The sequence below is a fragment of the Nocardia higoensis genome, from assembly GCF_015477835.1.
In the GTDB taxonomy this organism is placed as follows: domain Bacteria; phylum Actinomycetota; class Actinomycetes; order Mycobacteriales; family Mycobacteriaceae; genus Nocardia; species Nocardia higoensis_A.
On the sequence record NZ_JADLQN010000004.1, the window covers coordinates 345,073 to 361,148 of the forward strand.

General features: G+C 70.2%; 15 protein-coding genes. 6 read left to right on the forward strand and 9 right to left on the reverse strand.

All coding sequences use genetic code 11. The features are described 5' to 3' along the window. Position 1 precedes the first annotated feature (1 nt). The 7 genes from IU449_RS22215 to IU449_RS22245 all read right to left on the reverse strand — a co-directional run bounded on the left by IU449_RS22215 (position 2) and on the right by IU449_RS22245 (position 6,427). Complete coding sequence (locus IU449_RS22215; RefSeq protein WP_195004137.1) at positions 2 to 1,351, reverse strand: ArsA family ATPase; 1,350 nt, start codon at positions 1,349 to 1,351, stop codon at positions 2 to 4. A 38-nt stretch (positions 1,352 to 1,389) separates the two neighbouring features. After that, on the reverse strand, positions 1,390 to 1,827 hold the full coding sequence (locus tag IU449_RS22220; protein WP_195004037.1) for an SRPBCC family protein: 438 nt from the start codon (positions 1,825 to 1,827) through the stop codon (positions 1,390 to 1,392). Between the two features lie 57 nt (positions 1,828 to 1,884). Beyond that, entirely contained in the window at positions 1,885 to 2,268 is a 384-nt protein-coding gene (locus IU449_RS22225) for a polyketide cyclase / dehydrase and lipid transport (RefSeq protein WP_195004038.1), read from the reverse strand. A 100-nt stretch (positions 2,269 to 2,368) separates the two neighbouring features. Then, positions 2,369 to 3,496: a glycosyltransferase family 4 protein gene (locus IU449_RS22230; protein ID WP_195004039.1), complete on the reverse strand. Its 1,128-nt coding sequence runs from the start codon at positions 3,494 to 3,496 to the stop codon at positions 2,369 to 2,371. Between the two features lie 47 nt (positions 3,497 to 3,543). Further along, entirely contained in the window at positions 3,544 to 4,614 is a 1,071-nt protein-coding gene (locus tag IU449_RS22235) for a peptidase MA family metallohydrolase (RefSeq protein ID WP_195004040.1), read from the reverse strand. Positions 4,615 to 4,621: 7 nt separating this feature from the next. Further along, entirely contained in the window at positions 4,622 to 5,686 is a 1,065-nt protein-coding gene (locus tag IU449_RS22240) for an NlpC/P60 family protein (protein ID WP_195004041.1), read from the reverse strand. A 156-nt stretch (positions 5,687 to 5,842) separates the two neighbouring features. Further along, positions 5,843 to 6,427 (reverse strand): C40 family peptidase, encoded by a 585-nt coding sequence (locus tag IU449_RS22245; RefSeq protein WP_195004042.1) that lies wholly within the window; start codon positions 6,425 to 6,427, stop codon positions 5,843 to 5,845. Positions 6,428 to 7,134: 707 nt separating this feature from the next. Between IU449_RS22245 and IU449_RS22250 the strand changes: the two genes are divergently transcribed. Both IU449_RS22250 and IU449_RS22255 read left to right on the forward strand, forming a co-directional pair. Further along, on the forward strand, positions 7,135 to 9,132 hold the full coding sequence (locus tag IU449_RS22250) for a DEDD exonuclease domain-containing protein (RefSeq protein ID WP_195004043.1): 1,998 nt from the start codon (positions 7,135 to 7,137) through the stop codon (positions 9,130 to 9,132). Between the two features lie 89 nt (positions 9,133 to 9,221). Further along, entirely contained in the window at positions 9,222 to 9,497 is a 276-nt protein-coding gene (locus IU449_RS22255) for an Lrp/AsnC family transcriptional regulator (RefSeq protein WP_195004044.1), read from the forward strand. Positions 9,498 to 9,579: 82 nt separating this feature from the next. Here IU449_RS22255 and trpD read toward each other — a convergent pair whose 3' ends face one another. Then, the gene (gene trpD, locus IU449_RS22260; RefSeq protein WP_195004045.1) at positions 9,580 to 10,686 is read right to left on the reverse strand and encodes an anthranilate phosphoribosyltransferase; all 1,107 of its coding nucleotides are present in this window, start codon (positions 10,684 to 10,686) and stop codon (positions 9,580 to 9,582) included. A gap of 212 nt (positions 10,687 to 10,898) precedes the next feature. Beyond that, positions 10,899 to 11,330: a ribonuclease E inhibitor RraB gene (locus tag IU449_RS22265; RefSeq protein ID WP_416382217.1), complete on the reverse strand. Its 432-nt coding sequence runs from the start codon at positions 11,328 to 11,330 to the stop codon at positions 10,899 to 10,901. Between the two features lie 208 nt (positions 11,331 to 11,538). Here IU449_RS22265 and IU449_RS22270 point away from each other — a divergent pair, with 208 nt between their 5' ends. The 4 genes from IU449_RS22270 to IU449_RS22285 all read left to right on the forward strand — a co-directional run bounded on the left by IU449_RS22270 (position 11,539) and on the right by IU449_RS22285 (position 15,899). Further along, a complete protein-coding gene (locus tag IU449_RS22270; protein ID WP_195004046.1) occupies positions 11,539 to 12,150 on the forward strand; it encodes a cytochrome c oxidase subunit 3 in 612 nt (203 codons plus the stop codon). 85 nt (positions 12,151 to 12,235) lie between these two features. Then, the gene (locus tag IU449_RS22275; RefSeq protein WP_195004047.1) at positions 12,236 to 13,099 is read left to right on the forward strand and encodes a c-type cytochrome; all 864 of its coding nucleotides are present in this window, start codon (positions 12,236 to 12,238) and stop codon (positions 13,097 to 13,099) included. Continuing rightward, positions 13,096 to 14,280, forward strand: a complete 1,185-nt coding sequence (locus tag IU449_RS22280; protein ID WP_267468378.1) for a ubiquinol-cytochrome c reductase iron-sulfur subunit — start codon at positions 13,096 to 13,098, stop codon at positions 14,278 to 14,280. The genes IU449_RS22275 and IU449_RS22280 overlap by 4 nt, the downstream gene beginning before the upstream one ends. Further along, entirely contained in the window at positions 14,277 to 15,899 is a 1,623-nt protein-coding gene (locus IU449_RS22285) for a cytochrome b (protein WP_195004048.1), read from the forward strand. Before IU449_RS22280 ends, IU449_RS22285 begins: the two co-directional genes overlap by 4 nt. The last annotated feature ends 177 nt before the right edge of the window (positions 15,900 to 16,076 follow it).

The window sequence follows — 16,076 nt, forward strand, 5'->3', positions numbered from 1 at the left end:
GTCAGCGGCCTTCCGTGCTCGCCGGCCACAGGGCCGGGTCGGGGTGGAATCGCACCACCAGGCAGCCGGTGTCCAGCTCGGCGTCGAAGACCGTGCATCGACGCAACACCGGGGCCAGGCGCACCCGGCGCCGCACCCCGTCCGCTCCCACGATCAAATCGTCCTCCACTCGTCCCAGTCGCAGCGTCGCCGGATCGACGACGGGCAGCCGCATCCACAACGCGTACACCGAGTCCAGCCCGGTGCCGGACTCCCATCGAACCACCGGCTCCCCGGAACGCACGTCGACACGCGTCGGTGCGTCATCGCCCGCGGATTCGCCATTCCGGCCGCCACGGGTCGGATCGGTGGCCCGCACCTGGCCGCTGTCCCGGTGTGCCGTCCGCGTCGTCGGTGCGTCGTCGGAGTCGGAGTGCCATGACGACGGAGCCAGGGCCGCGAGCGCGTCGGGGCCGACCGGTTCGGTGCCCGTGTCCGCGGACACCAGCACCGCCACGTCGTCGAGTTCCGCGCGCAGTTCGGCGATGACGGCCTGTTGATCGGCGCGGCGGTTGCGGTACCAGTGCACGGCCGGATGGGCGGCTTCCAGCGGACCGGCGGGGGCCGGCGTCGCGGGCAGGGCCTTGTTCACCAGTACCGCGTCCAATCGCAGGCCGAGTAGGGCGGCGGCCGAACGGACCCGGCGGGTCTCGGCGACGGCGACCCGCTCGGCAGCGGTGACCAGGCGCAGGGCGGTGCGCTCGTGATCGGCGAGCAGGTCGCGCACCCGGGTCACCGCGGTCACGATCCGTTCGACGGTTGCGGCGAGCACGGCGCGCCGTGGATCGAAGCCGCTGACGCTCATGGCGCGTGCGTGCGGCGGCCACAGGCGTTCGAGATAGTCGAGCAGGGTCTGCGGGGCGGTGACGATGCGCAGCATGTCGGCCGAGGGCGGGCAGTCCACGACCAGCACGCTCCAGTCGGCGTCCTCGGCGAGCGCGGCCAGTTCGGTGAGCATGAGCAGTTCCTGCACGCCCGGCAGGCCGGTCAGCTCGGCGGGATCGAGCGCGGCGGGATCGATACCGAAGGCGTGGCTGTGCGAGCCGCCCGCGGACAGCATCGTGGTCACCTCGGCGAAGCGGTCCTCGAGGAGGGCGAGCGAATCGAGCTCGATGACGTCCAGCCCCGGCGCCACTCGCGCGATACCGGCGACCGTGCCCGGGTCGTGCGGGAACCGGAAACCGAGGACATCGCCCAGCGAGTGCGCCTGGTCCAGCGAGGCCAGCAGCACGTCCTCCCCGGCACGCGCGTAGGACAACGCGCCCGCGCAGGCGAGGGTGGTCTTGCCGACACCGCCCTTGCCGACGAACAGTTCGAGCCGGGTGCGCCGCGGCCCGTGGTGCGCGGCCGTCAGCCTTCGGCCCGTTTCTTCAGTTCCTTGAGGGCCGTGTCGGTGATGACCTTCTCGGCCTTGCGCTTGAACATGCCGATCATCGGGATGTTCAGATCGACGGTCAGCTCATAGATCACCTCGGTGAAGCCGCCGGATCTCTCCAGCAGCACGTAGCTGCCGTCCTGGGCCTTCTGCAACTCGCCTTCGACCAGCCGCCAGGTCACCGCCCGTTCGTCGGTCCGCCACGCGTAGGACAGCACATAGGTGTCCTTGACGACTCCGGCGTCGAGCACGAAGCGCGCGGTGCGGGCCAGTCCGTCGGCGCCCCGGTCGAGGACCTCGACGGACTTGGCCGCCGCCACCCACTCCGGATAGGACTCCAGATCGGCGATGACAGCCATCACCCGCTCGGCGGGTGCCTCGATGAGGATCGACCTCTGGGTCCGGTCGGCCATGGGGTTCAGCGGTTCCTTTCCGGCGACGTTGCTGGGGTGGCTCCGAGTGTGGACGGGTCAGGCGGCAGGAGTGACGCCCGCCGGGCGCCCGGCTTCGAGCAGTGCCTTGACCTCGAACGACATCCTCTTGCCCGCTACCCGCCTGGCCCGATCGGCGGCGGCCGCCGCGCGGGGCGCGAGGGTCTGGGGCGGCTCGGGTTCGCCGTGCAGGAAGTAGTGCAGGATGACCCCGTCCAGCGACGGTTCCAGCCACACCTCCATCGTGCCGGTCAGCGGACCGCGCACGATCCAACGGATGCCCTTGTCGCCGCGGTCTTCGCGTACCTCGAGCTGAAGGTCCGGCCACCACCGGCGCCACCGGCTCCGATCGGCCAGCACCTCGGCGACGGCAGCGCCGGAGGCGACGACGAACGTCTGGTCGGCGACCTGAATGCTGCTCACTCCGCTGAGCGTAATGGATGCGTCCGTGCCCCGGACGTGGCACGTCTGTATCGGCGCCGACGTGGCACGTCTGTATCGACGCCGACGTGGCACGCCGGTATCAGCGCAGGAGTTCGCGCAACCGTGCGCCGATGGCGTCCCAGTGCCAGTGCTCTCGCACCCAGGCCCGGCCTGTCGCGCCCATCGCGGCGGCGGCGTCGCGATCGGACAGGACGGACACCACCGCGTCGGCGATCTGATCCACCCGTCTGCCGTCCACCACGTGGCCGGTCTCGCCCTCACGCACTGTTTCCGGTGCGCCACCGGAACACCCCGCGATCACCGGGACACCGGTGGCCGAGGCTTCCAGGTAGACGATGCCCAAGCCCTCGACATCCAGGCCCGCGCCCCTGGTGCGGGCGGGCATGGCGAACACGTCGGCGATGGTGTGGTGCGCGGCCAGTTCGGCCGAGGGCACCCGCCCGGTGAACACGACGTCGCCGGACACCTCCAGTGCCTGCGCGAGCCCCCGCAGCTTCTCTTCGTAGGGGCCGCCGCCCGCGATCACCAGCACCGCGCCGTCGATCCGGGTACGGATCTCGCGCATGGCCACGATCAACGCGTCCTGGCCCTTGCGCGGTACCAGCCGGGACAGGCACAGGATCGTCGGGCGCTCGCCCAGCCCGTAACGGTCGCGCAGGTGCGCGCGTGCGGCCGGATCGGGACGGAAGACCTCGGGATCGACCCCCGGGGGCAGGTACTCGAGCGCGGCGTTCGCGCCGAACGCGGAGGCGAACCGGCCGCGGGTGTACTTGCTGACATAGGTGACCACGTCGGTGTTCTCGCCGATCACCCGCAGAGCCTGCCGCGCGCCGGGCAGCATCGACCAGCCGACCTCGTGACCGTGGGTGCTGGCCAGCACCCGTTCGGCGCCCGCGCGGCGCAGTCCCGGGGTGAGCAGAGCCAGCGGCGCGGCGGCGCCGAACCAGACGGTGTCGCACTTCTCCTCGCGCAGGAGGCGGGCGGCGCGGCGGGCGACGGCGGGGGTCGGCAGCATGAGCGTGGTGGGATGGCGGACCACCCGGAACTTCTGGCCCGCGTCGAACTTCACGTGTGAATCGCCGCGCCAGCGGGGTGCGTAGACCACCAGATCCTCCGGGGGCAGCTGCCCGGCGAGTGCCTGCAGATACGACTGGATACCACCCGGCCGGGGCGGGAAATCGTTGGTAACCAGCAGAGTTCGGGCCATACGGACAACCTACTCGGCGGCGGATAGCCCGCGCTGTCGTGGTCGCGCTAGCCCGAGCGGTCCGCGATCCAGGAACGCCACCGGCCGACGAGGCTCGCGCGGTCGGTACCGAGTACCTCGCGCAGCAGCCGGTCCTCGTCCGCACGGCCGTTCCCGGCGAGGGCGCGGTACAGCTGGAGCAGTCGTGGTTCGTCGTAGGTGGCGGCGACGAACGCGCAGATCGTCCACGCCTGTTCGTACGCCTCGACCGCGCCGGGTCCGCTGAACGCGGCGTCGGCGGGCAGCGCGTCGGGCAGGGCACCCGACCGGGCGGCGGCGCGTACGGTCGGGGCGATCTCGGCGAAGGTGTGACCGAGACCGCGATGGGCGACGTAGTCGGCGAAGCCCTCGGCCAGCCATTGCGGGGCGTCTGCCGCGGTGTGCGCGCGGGTGGCGAGGTGGGTGAGTTCGTGGCGCAGCAGGGTGCGTAGCTGGTCCGGGGTCAGGCGTGCGCCCGCATCGGGGGCGAAGACCACTCGCCGGCCCGTCGGGGGAGTGCCGAAGACGAACGGGTCGGAGAACGCGGCGGCCGCGATGTCGGCGGTCGTCGCGGCGGCGGCCGTTTCGTCGCTGTCCGCTCGGCTGCTTCCGCTCGTGATGCTGCCCGCATCGCCGCCCGCGCCCGGATCGGTGTCGGTCTCCGGGCCCGTGGCGAGTCGGGGTGGACGCAGGAGGGCGGCGAACTCGGCGCGGTCGGCGGCGACGACCACCACGACGGCGCGGGTCCACGCGGTGTCGCCGGTATCCCAGAAGCCTGCCACGGCGGACAGGGCCGCGGGCAGTTCGGCGGCCAGCCGGTCGGCGAGCGCCTCGTCGCCCGGATGAGCGAGGACGACGGCTTCGGTGTCCGGCGGCCGGATCTCGCGCAGCTCGCCGAACGGTGCCATGATCCGGCGCGCGGGTTCCAGGTGTGCGGTGCCCGCGAGATCCGCGTCCGCGAGCGGCGTGGCGGTTTCGGGGAGCAGGCGGATCAGCGCACAGCCGGAGACGGTCAGCAGCGCGATCACCGCCACCGTGAACAGGAACTGCCCCCGATCGCGAGCAGCGGCCGGAGGACCGAGAGGGTGACGGTCTGTCACGTCGACGTCAGTACCGCCGCGCGGAGTGATAGGGCGTGGAGCCCATCGGGGCGACCGCCACCGGCACACCGAAGGTCGACGCGTGCAGCATCATCCCGTTGCCGGCGTAGATGCCGACGTGGGAGACCTCGGGGTAGAAGAACACGACGTCGCCGGGCTGGAGATCGTCCTTGTCCACCGGAGTGCCGTAGTTCGCCTGCGCCGAACTGGTGCGCGGCACGTTCTTGCCGACCTGTCTGAACGCCCACTGCACCAGGCCCGAGCAGTCGAACTGGTTCGGGCCGGTGGCGCCCCAGACATACGGATCGCCGACCCGGGTGAGACCGGCGGCCAGCGCGCTGGTGCCACTGCCGGGGACAAGGCCCTGCAGCAGGGTGTCGCGGTCGAAGCCGGGAGGGAAGGGTGAACCGGCCAGCGCCGAGCGGTCCGCCGCCGACAGCGCGCCCCACGCCTGAACGACCTGGGCGATGGCGCCCGCGAGTTCGCTGCGCTTGTGCTCGAGATCGGCGCGCACCTCGTCGGCCTTGCGCGCTGCCTCATGGGCGGCGTCGGCGGCGGCACGGGCGGTGTTCTCGGCGGCCGTGGCCGCGTCGTCGGCCTTCTTGAACCGGCGCAGTTCGTCGGTGGTCTGCGTGGCGAGCATGTCCATCGTGGACATCCGGTCCAGCATCTGCTGCGGTGAGTCGCTGACCAGTACCGCGAACATGCGGTTGGTGCGCACGCCCTGGTAGGCGGCGATGGCGGTGCGGTCGATGACGGGCTGGAAGGCGCGGACCTCCGCGCGGGCTGCCTCGACCACCGCGGTGCGCGTGGCGAGTTCGGCGTCGGCGGCCTGCTGGACGGCGAGCTTGGCGTCGAAGTCCTCCTGCGCGCCGAGCGCTTGCTCGTTGAGCTGCTCGGACTGGCGGGAGAGCTCGATCATCTTCTGCACCGCCTCGCTCGCGGTGCCGGGCATCATCACCGGATCGGCGAGGGCGGGGGACCCGGCGGACACTCCGGTGGCCAGGACACTCGCGGCGAATACGCCGCAGAGCAGGCGCTTGGTGCGATAGGTGCGCTGATCGACTGCCACAGCCCGACGTGCTCCTTCGTTGCCGAAGCGCTCGGGTCCGGCGAAGGTCACCGGTCCGCACTCCGTTCGGTCTCGATTAGATTACGAAACGGCGGCGGCCCGTGTCCAGGTGGACACGGGCCGCCGCGCCGGTCGCCGGTGTCGCGGTCCGGAGACTCAGTACCGGCGCGCGCCCGCGAAGGGCATCGACGAGATCGGCGCGACATGCACCGGGGAGCCGGCGCTGGCCGCGTGCACGACATTGCCGTTGCCCGCGTACAGACCGGAGTGGCCGCCGCCGTAGAAGGAGACCACGTCGCCGGGGCGCAGGTCGTTCAGCGAGACCGGGGCGCCGGAGGCCAGCTGTGCGCCGCTGGTGCGCGGTAGTTCCCTGCCCGCCTGGCGGTAGGCCCACTGGACCAGACCCGAGCAGTCGAAGGCGTTCGGGCCCGCGGCGCCGTAGACGTAAGGAGAACCGACCTTGGACAGTGCGGCATCCAGGGCCACCTCGCCGAGGGCCTTCTGCGGCGCGACGAACGGCGGCGCGAACGGCGCGCCGGGGCCCGGCGCGATGCCGGGGACGGCAGGGATTCCCGGCGGGATCGGGATCTCGTTGGGCACCTCGAAAGTGCCGACGCCCGGGATGGTCAGTGGTTGGGCCGAGGCCGTCGCGGGAAGGAGGAACGCGCCGATGGTGGCAGCGCCGATCGCTCCGGCGGCAACGGCACGCCGCGCCTGCCGTTTGACGGTGTTGGTCGCCATGTTGCGGTTACTTCCAATCTGCCCCACGACGCCACACCCGGTGGTGCGGCGGACTGCGACGAACGCACCGGCTCGGTGCGACGAACTCCGTGAGGTATCGAAACGATTACGAACCGATCACGGAAGTTTGTAAAGCCGCTCCGCTGTCGAACGCGCGTTTGCCGAATGTGTCGCAGGAAAATCTGCGATAGATCTCACAACAATCACGGAACAGTTACAGAACCGTTTCACTGTCCGTTTCGTCCCGGTGGTTTCGCTGGTCTCGCGCTCCTGGGAGCGATCGTACGACTCGCTTGATTGTCGGCATATGTGCAGGTGGGCAGGCTGTCGAGGGGCGTGTGTCGGGAGACGTTGTGGACGATCGTACAACTCTGTGGTTGTTCGGCCCGGCCGGTCGGTTTCTGCTTCGTGCGGGGAGGTCGCCGTGCCGGACAATAATAGTTTTCCCGTGCAAATGTAACCTGCGCCACACTATAGGTGTTTCTAGATCATCTCTTGGATTTCGGCCGCGAAATGCGCCGTGAATTCCGTGGCGAATTGCCTGGTGCCGAGTTACCCGCAGATCTTGCCGATGTTGCTCGGTGGCGCATCGACGCCGGGCGGCAGGTGTCGACGTTGCGATATCGGCGGTGTTGGCGGTGTTGTCGGCGTTGGCAGTGTTGGCAGTGTTGGCGGAGTTGTCGGGGGAAGGTCCTACTCTGACCGCCGTGCCCGACTCCGAACCTCTCGCCGCCGCCCGGCAGCTGGCCTTCGACGAGCTGGACACCCCGCTCTACGACACCACTTTCGTGGTCGTCGACCTGGAAACCACCGGTACCAGCCCCGAGGGAGATGCCATCACCGAGATCGGCGCGGTCAAGGTGCGCGGCGGCGAGGTGCTGGGCGAATTCGCCACCCTGGTCGACCCGGGCCGGGCGATCCCGCCGGAGGTCGTGCGGATCACCGGCATCACCACCGCCCTGGTCTGTGCCGCGCCGCGCATCGAGGCGGTGTTGCCCGCGTTCCTCGAGTTCGCGGCGGGCGCGGTGCTGGTGGCTCACAACGCCCGCTTCGACACCGCCTTCCTGCGCGCGGCGGCCGCGCGCAGCGAGCTGCCGTGGCCGAATGCCCCGGTGCTGTGCACGGTGAAGCTGGCCCGGCGCGTGCTCGGGCGCGACGAGGCGCCATCGGTGCGGCTGTCGGCGCTGGCTCATCTGCTCGGCGCGACCACCCAGCCGACTCACCGCGCCCTCGACGACGCCCGCGCCACCGTCGACGTGCTGCACGCCCTCATCGCCCGGGTCGGCAATCAGGGTGTGCACAGCCTGACCGAGTTGCTCGACTACCTGCCCGACGTCACCTCGGGGCAGCGCGCCAAACGTGTCTTCGCCACCGGACTGCCCGCCGAGCCGGGGGTGTACCTGTTTCGCGGTCCCGCCGACGAAGTCCTCTATATAGGGACGGCGGTGAATCTGCGTCGTCGCGTGCGCACCTACTTCACCGGATCGGAGACCCGCGTCCGGATGAAGGAGATGGTCGCGCTCGCGACGCGGGTCGACCACGTCGTGTGCGCGCACGGCCTCGAAGCCGGGGTGCGCGAACTGCGCCTGCTCGCCGCGCACGCCCCTCCGTACAACCGGCGTTCCAAATTCCCCGCGCGCGCTTGGTGGATCACACTCACCGAGGAGGCGTTCCCTCGCTTCGCCGTGGTGCGCACGCCCACGCCGGACGCGCTGGGCCCCTTCCGTTCCCGGACCGACGCGGCCGACATCGCCGCGACCCTGGCCGAGCACGCCGGCTTGCGTACCTGCTCGACCCGGCTCGCCCGCACGGCCGCCCACGACTGCCCGCCGGCCGTGGTCGGCGGCTGCCCGGCCGCGCGCGATCGTGAAATGCCCCTGACCGCCGCCGAATACGCGCCGAGGCCCGCCGCCGTCCGTGATCTGATCGCGGGCCGCGACGACACCGTGCTCACCGCCATGCTGGACCGCATCGAAGTCCATTCTCGCGCAGAGCACTTCGAGACCGCCGCTCGCCTGCGCGACCGCGCCGCCGCCGTCATCCGCGCCCTGCGCCGCATTCAACGCCTGGCCGCGCTGACTCGCATCGCCGAACTGGTCGCGGCGCATCCCGACGGCGCGGGCGGCTGGGAATTCGCCGTGATCCGCCACGGCAGGCTTGCCGCCGCAGGCGTCGCCCGCCGCGGCACACCCCCGATGCCCGTCGTCGAACACCTCGTCGCAGCCGCCGAAACCGTGGTCCCCGATGGACGCCGCGTCCCCACCGCCCCGCCAGGGCTGTTCGCTGCGCGGGGGTCCTCGGGTCTGCCGGAATCGCCCGTGGGCGGCGCTGCCGGGCCGGTGGCTCCCGAGGTCGCGCCCGACCGGCGCCCCTCGCCCGCCGCGGCCGCCGGGCATGCCGACACATCGGCCGTGGCCGACGGGCCGGCCGAGCGGGGCGCCCCCGGCCAGGGAGGCGGGGCGGGCCGAGGAGGTGGGTGCGACGAGATCGAATGGGTCGGGCCCCCGTTGCTGGGCGCGTCACCGGAGGAGGTGGCGCTGATCGCGCGCTGGCTGGACCGGCCGGGGGTACGGATCGTTCGGACGAGCCACGGGTACCACGAACCCCGATACGGTGCGGGCCGGTTGCTGGCCTGGGCGGAGACGGCCGAGACCGCGGCAAGGGTGCGGCTGGAGGGTGCGGACTACGTCGAGCGCACCGGTTGAACGGTGCGGCCGGTCGGCGCTCGCCGCGGCCTGGGCGCACGTCGCGTGCGCGGCCGAGCGCGGGGCACCGTCCGCACTAGGCTGATCCCATGATTAACGCGATCGTGCTGATCCACGCCGACAACGCCCGCATCCCGGAGACCGCGCAGGCCGTGGCCGACACCGAGGGCGTGACCGAGGTCTATTCCTGTGCCGGGGACGTCGACCTGATCGCGATGGTCCGGGTGCGTGACCACGAGCAGATCGCCGAGGTGGTCACCGGGCGGATCGGCAAGGTGCCCGGTGTCGAGCGCACCACCACGCACATCGCCTTCAAGTCCTACTCGCGCGCGGACACCGAGAACGGCTTCTCGATCGGTGAGTGACTCGGCCCGCGGATCGGTCCAGCCCGTCGGCGCCCGCGCTCGACGGCCCCGGACCGGCACCCCGGCAGGCGAGGTGCCGTCGCTAGGCGTCGCCGAGAGAACGGGTCAGCTGCACCCAGCGGTCGAGTAGTTCGGCCGCCTTGCTGCTGTCGATGGCCGCCGCGGCGCGCTCGATCGCCGCGCCGAGCGCCTCGTGCACGTCGGCGTCCGCATCGCCCACCCCTCGTGACAGGTCGTAGGCGACGATCGCGGCCGCCGAGTTCACCAGCACCGCGTCGCGGACCGCGCCGGTGGTTCCGGCCAGCACCGAGCGCGCCACGCCCGCGTTGACCTCCGCGTCGCCGCCGCGCAAGGCGTCCAGGTGGACGCGCTCGATACCGAGGCGGGTCGGGTCGATGGTGGTGCGGCGCTTGCGACCGTCGGCGACGATCCAGGCGTCGGTGACATCGGAGGTGGTGATCTCGTCCAGGCCGTCGGCGCCGCGCACCACCAGCGCACCCGCGCCGCGGTCGGCGAAGACCCCGGCGATCACCTCGAGCAGTTCGGGGAAGGCGCAGCCGATGAGCCCGGCGCGCGGCCGGGCCGGGTTGGTCAGCGGACCGAGCACATTGAAGACGGTGGGGATCCCGATCTCCCTGCGGGCGGCGCCCGCGAACCGCAGCGCGGGATGGAAGACGGGCGCGAAGCAGAAACCGATGCCCACCTCGCGCACGCACCGCGCCACCGCCTCGGGACCGAGGTTGAGCTTCACCCCCAGCGCCTCGAGCACGTCGGCGCCGCCGCTCTTGGACGAGGCCGCGCGATTGCCGTGCTTGACCACTGGTACCCCGGCGGCGGCGACCACGATCGAGGACATGGTGGAGATGTTCACCGAGCCGGAACGGTCGCCGCCGGTGCCGACGATGTCGACCGCGTCGCCGTCGATGCTCACCAGGCGCGCGTGCGCGAACATGCCGCGGGCCAAGCCGTCGAGTTCCGCCGGGGTCGGCACCTTGATCTTGATCGCGACGCCGAAGGCGGCGATCTGGGCGCTGGTGGCGTTGTCGGACATGATCTCGTCCATCACCCACGCGGTGTCGGCGGCGGTCAGGTCACGTCCGTCGGCGAGCGCGCCGAGGATCTGCGGCCAGTCGCGCGCGCGGTCCCGCTCGGCAGGTACGGCTTGCGCTTCCGGGAGCTGACCGCTCATCTTGTTGTTCCTTCCGGCGCCCGTCCCCGCCGACCGGCGCGGAATCGGGTGCGCATCGAGATCCGACACATGAACCGATCGCTGAGGAGCCCGGTCCTGTCGAGCAGCCTAGTGCGCGCGGGCGCCGGTGCGGATCGAGTATCGGTGCGCCGTCGCGCCCGCCCGGTCACCTTCGCGTCGCAGCGAGGGGCGTGTCCGGTCGCGGGGACACCTCATCCGCGGGCCGGGGGCTGCATCACGTCCCATCCGTCGGCGTGCCCGTCGTGTCGCTGCGCCAGCCCGGCCATCCTCGAGCGTTCCTGCGCGCAGTGCAGCGCGTCGACCACCTGGGTACGGCACAGCACCACCCGCATCCACTCGCCGTCGGGTGCAGGCGAGCCCGGCGCGGGGGCGTAGCCGTCCTGCGCGGCGATCTCGCACACCCGTTCCACCTGCCGGTCGGGCACCCGCAGGTGATGACGGAGCAGCGCGGGTCGCGTCGCGTCGAACCGGGCGGCGCGGTCGAGCGCGGTCGAACATGCTTCGGCGTCGTCGAAGCTCTCGGCCACCACGGTCAGGTCGGCCGCCCGTGGGTCCAGTTCCACTTCGGCGCCGCGCCCGCCGAGCCGTCGCCAGATACGTCCGATCGGTGATCGCCCGGCCACGTGTACTCCTCGCTCGAAAGTTCTGGGCCTCGTCTCAGGATTTCCACATCGTCTCAGGATTTCCACATATCAGCCTGTCATGCTGGCGTCGGCCCGGATCGCCGCGCGCGTGGTCGAGACCATCTCCCCGCCCGCCATTTCCGACACGTCGGGCCCACTTTCCGACCCCGGTACCCGCGTCGTACTACGAAGAGTCATACTTACCCCTGTGACGACCGCAGTAGGGACCCCAGGATCGGCCATTACTCAGCGTGTGCATTCGCTGAACCGGCCCAACATGGTCAGCGTCGGTACCATCATCTGGCTGTCGAGCGAGTTGATGTTCTTCGCCGGCCTGTTCGCGATGTACTTCGTGGCGCGCGCCCAAGCTCAGGGCAATTGGCCGCCGGAACCGACCGAGTTGAACCTCGGGCTCGCCGTGCCGGTCACCGCCGTGCTGGTGGCGTCGTCGTTCACCTGCCAGATGGGCGTGTTCGCGGCGGAGCGCGGCGACGTGTTCGGCCTGCGCCGCTGGTATCTGCTCACCCTCGCGATGGGCACGTTCTTCGTGCTCGGCCAGGGGTACGAGTACATCCACCTGGTCGAAGAGGGCACGTCGATCTCCGGCAGCGCCTACGGTTCGGTGTTCTACATCACCACCGGCTTCCACGGCCTGCACGTCATCGGCGGTCTCATCGCCTTCGTCTTCCTGCTGATCCGCACGAAGGTCAGCAAGTTCACCCCGGCGCAGGCCACCGCCGCGATCGTCGTGTCGTACTACTGGCACTTCGTCGACATCGTCTGGATCGGTCTGTTCGCCACGATCTACTTCGTTCGCTGAGTCGCCGGGGCCGGCGTCGGACGATACGACGCTCGGACTCCACACTTCGCACAAGTCGGTTCCGTCTACTCCATAAGGGACACAGATGAGTTCATCTCCCCCGTCAGCGCCAGAGCCCGCCAGCCCCGGGAACGGCCAGGCCAGCAAGACCCGCAAGCAGCGGCGCGCCCGTCGTCGCGTCGCGGGCGGGCTCGCGCTCCTGGTGGGCCTGGTCGGAGCCGGCTTCCTCGCTACCGCGTTGACTCCTGAGCCCCAGGTCGCCACGGCAAATCAGGACCAGTCCGCGCTGATCCGCGAGGGACAACAGCTCTACGACACCTCCTGCGTCACCTGCCACGGTGCCAACCTGCAGGGCGTGACCGATCGCGGTCCGAGCCTCATCGGCGTCGGCGAGGCGGCGGTCTACTTCCAGGTGTCCTCCGGGCGTATGCCGCTGGCCGCCAACCAGGCGCAGGCCGCGCGCAAGCCCGCCAAGTTCGACGCCAACCAGATCGACGCCCTCGGCGCCTACATCGCCGCCAACGGCGGTGGCCCCACCGTGGTGCGCGACGAGAACGGCGAGATCGCCCAGGAGTCCCTGCGCGGTGACGACATCGGCCGCGGTTCGGAGCTGTTCCGGATGAACTGCGCGTCGTGCCACAACTTCACCGGCAAGGGCGGCGCGCTGTCCTCCGGCAAGTACGCCCCGCCGCTGGAACCCGCCAGCGAACAGCAGATCTACGCGGCCATGCTGACCGGCCCGGAGAACATGCCCAAGTTCTCCGACCGTCAGCTGACGCCGGAGGAAAAGCGCGACATCATCGCCTACATCAAGAACGCGGCCGAAGAGGCCACCCCCGGTGGGTACGGGCTCGGCGGGTTCGGACCCGCCACCGAGGCCGTGGCCATCTGGATCGTCGGAATCGTGCTCACCGTCGGTGCGGCGATGTGGATCGGATCCCGATCATGAGTGAACAGGAGCGAGACGTGAGCCGGCCGGACGAGGGGCCAGAAGTGTCGAAGGAGCCGGTGACCACCCCGGCCGACCCGACCGAGGACGAGCTGGACGCGATGACGCGCGACGAACTCGTCGCACTCGGCACCAAGCGGGACGGCGTCGAGGTCGTCTACCGCGCCGAGCGTTTCCCGGTGCCGGGCACCCGGGCCGAGAAGCGCGCCGAACGCCAGGTGACTTTCTGGTTCGCGGTGTCCGGTCTCGCGGCCGCCGCTCTCGTGGGCGTGTTCCTGTTCTGGCCGTGGGAATTCAAGGGCTACGGCGAGGAAGGCCACAGCGCCTACTCGCTGTTCACCCCGCTGGTCGGCCTGACCTTCGGTATCTCGGTGCTGGTCATCGGCATCGCGGTGCTGCTGATCCGCAAGAAGTTCATCCCGGCCGAGATCTCGGTGCAGGAACGTCACGACGGCCCCTCGCCCGAGGTGGAGCGGCGGACCCTCATCGCGCAGTTGCAGGACGCGGGGGAGACCTCCACGCTGGGACGTCGCAAGATGATCACCCGTACCGCGGGTGCGGGCGTCGGCATTCTCGGCATCGGCTCGCTGCTGGTCTTCGTCGGCGGCATGGTCAAGAACCCGTGGGCCAAGGGCGACAAGTCGCCGCTGTGGGTGTCCGGTTGGACCCCCGACTACCCGGGCGAGACCATCTACCTGCGGCGCGACACCGGTCGCCCGGAGGACATCGTGTTGGTGCGTCCGGAGGATCTGGACGCCGGTTCCATGGAAACCGTGTTCCCGTGGAAGGAATCGTGGCGCGGCGACAGCCACGCGACTCTGCAGTCGCTGCGCGGCATCCGTAACGCTGTCATGCTGATCCGGTTGCGCACCGAAGACGCCGACAAGGCGATCAAGCGTAAGGGCCAGGAGAGCTTCAACTACGGCGACTACTTCGCCTACTCGAAGATCTGCACCCACCTCGGCTGCCCGACCTCGCTGTTCGAGCAGCAGACCAACCGGATCCTGTGCCCCTGCCACCAGTCGCAGTTCTCGGCGACCGAGTGGGGTAAGCCGATCTTCGGTCCCGCCGCTCGTGCGCTGCCTCAGCTGCCGATCACCGTCAACTCCGAGGGCTTCCTGGTCGCCGCAGGCGACTTCATCGAGCCGCTCGGACCGGCCTTCTGGGAGCGTCGTTCATGAGCCCTTCAGTCGCAGCCCAAGCCAACGGGGTGGACGAGCGGTATCGCGCCGCCGCGTTCATGAAGCGTTCGATCAACAAGGTCTTCCCGACCCACTGGTCGTTCCTGCTCGGTGAGATCGCGCTCTACGCCTTCATCATCCTGTTGCTGTCGGGTATCTACCTGACGCTGTACTTCGACCCGTCGATGGCGCACGTCACCTACAACGGCGCCTACCAGCCGCTGCGCGGCGTCGGCATGTCCCGCGCGTACGAGACGGCCCTGGAGATCTCCTTCGAGGTCCGCGGCGGTCTGTTCGTGCGCCAGATCCACCACTGGGCAGCCCTGCTGTTCGCGGCGTCGATCATCATCCATCTGTTCCGCATCTTCTTCACCGGCGCGTTCCGCAAGCCGCGTGAGGGCAACTGGGTCATCGGCTCGCTGCTGCTGATCCTGGCGATGTTCGAAGGCTTCTTCGGCTACTCGCTGCCCGACGACCTGCTGTCCGGCACCGGTTTGCGGGCCGCGTTCTCCGGCATCACCATCGGCGTCCCGGTGATCGGTACCTGGTTGCACTGGCTGATGTTCGGCGGCGACTTCCCCGGCGACATCATCATCCCGCGTCTGTACATCGCGCACGTGCTGCTGTTGCCCGGCATCATCCTGGCCCTGATCGCCGCCCACGTGGCGCTGGTCTGGTACCAGAAGCACACCCAGTTCCCCGGCCCCGGCCGTACCGAGAACAACGTGGTGGGCGCGCGCATCGTACCGGTGTTCGCCGCCGACCAGGGCGCGTTCTTCGCCTTCACCCTCGGCATCGTGGGCATCATGGGCGGCGTGCTGCAGATCAACCCGATCTGGAACCTGGGGCCGTACAACCCCTCCCAGGTCTCGGCGGGTTCGCAGCCCGACTTCTACATGATGTGGACCGACGGCATGGCGCGCCTGATGCCGGCGTGGGAGCTCTACCTGGGTCGGTACACGATTCCGGCGGCGTTCTGGGTCGCGCTGATCATGGGTCTGGTGTTCACCGTCCTGATCGCCTACCCGTGGATCGAGAAGCGGCTCGTCGGCGGCGACGACGTGCACCACAACCTGCTGCAGCGTCCGCGCGACGTTCCGGTCCGCACCGCGATCGGCGCCATGGCGATCGCGTTCTACGTGGTGCTCACGCTCTCGTGCGTCAACGACATCATCGCGTTGAAGTTCGACATCTCGCTGAACGCGACGACCTGGATGGGCCGCATCGGCCTGCTGGTCGTCCCGCCGCTGGCGTACTTCGTCACCTACCGGTTCTGCCTGGGTCTGCAGCGCAGCGACCGCGCGGTGCTCGAGCACGGCATCGAGACCGGCGTGATCAAGCGCCTGCCGCACGGTGAGTACATCGAGGTGCACCAGCCGCTCGGCCCGGTCGACGCGCACGGACACCCGCTGCCGCTGGAGTACCAGGGCGCCGCGGTGCCGAAGAAGATGAACAAGCTCGGCCTGGCGGGCAAGCCCGGCACCGGCTCGTTCCTGCGCGCGGACCCGGCCGAGGAGGCCGCCCGCAATGTGGCTCTCGAGCACGCGGCCGAACACGCCCAGCTCGAGGCGTTGCAGAAGGTCCAGGAGGAGGCCAAGGGCTCCTCGCACGCGCACTGAGCGCGGACCCTTCCCGGAGGCCCCGAGTCCGACGACTCGGGGCCTTCGGGCTGTCCGGAGCCGAAGAGGCTGCTGCTGCCGAACGCCGACGGACCCCGCATCGAGCGATGCGGGGCCCGTCGCGTACGCGCGTCGGTGGCGGTTCCACCCCGCGCGGCGTGTTCTCGATGTCTCGCG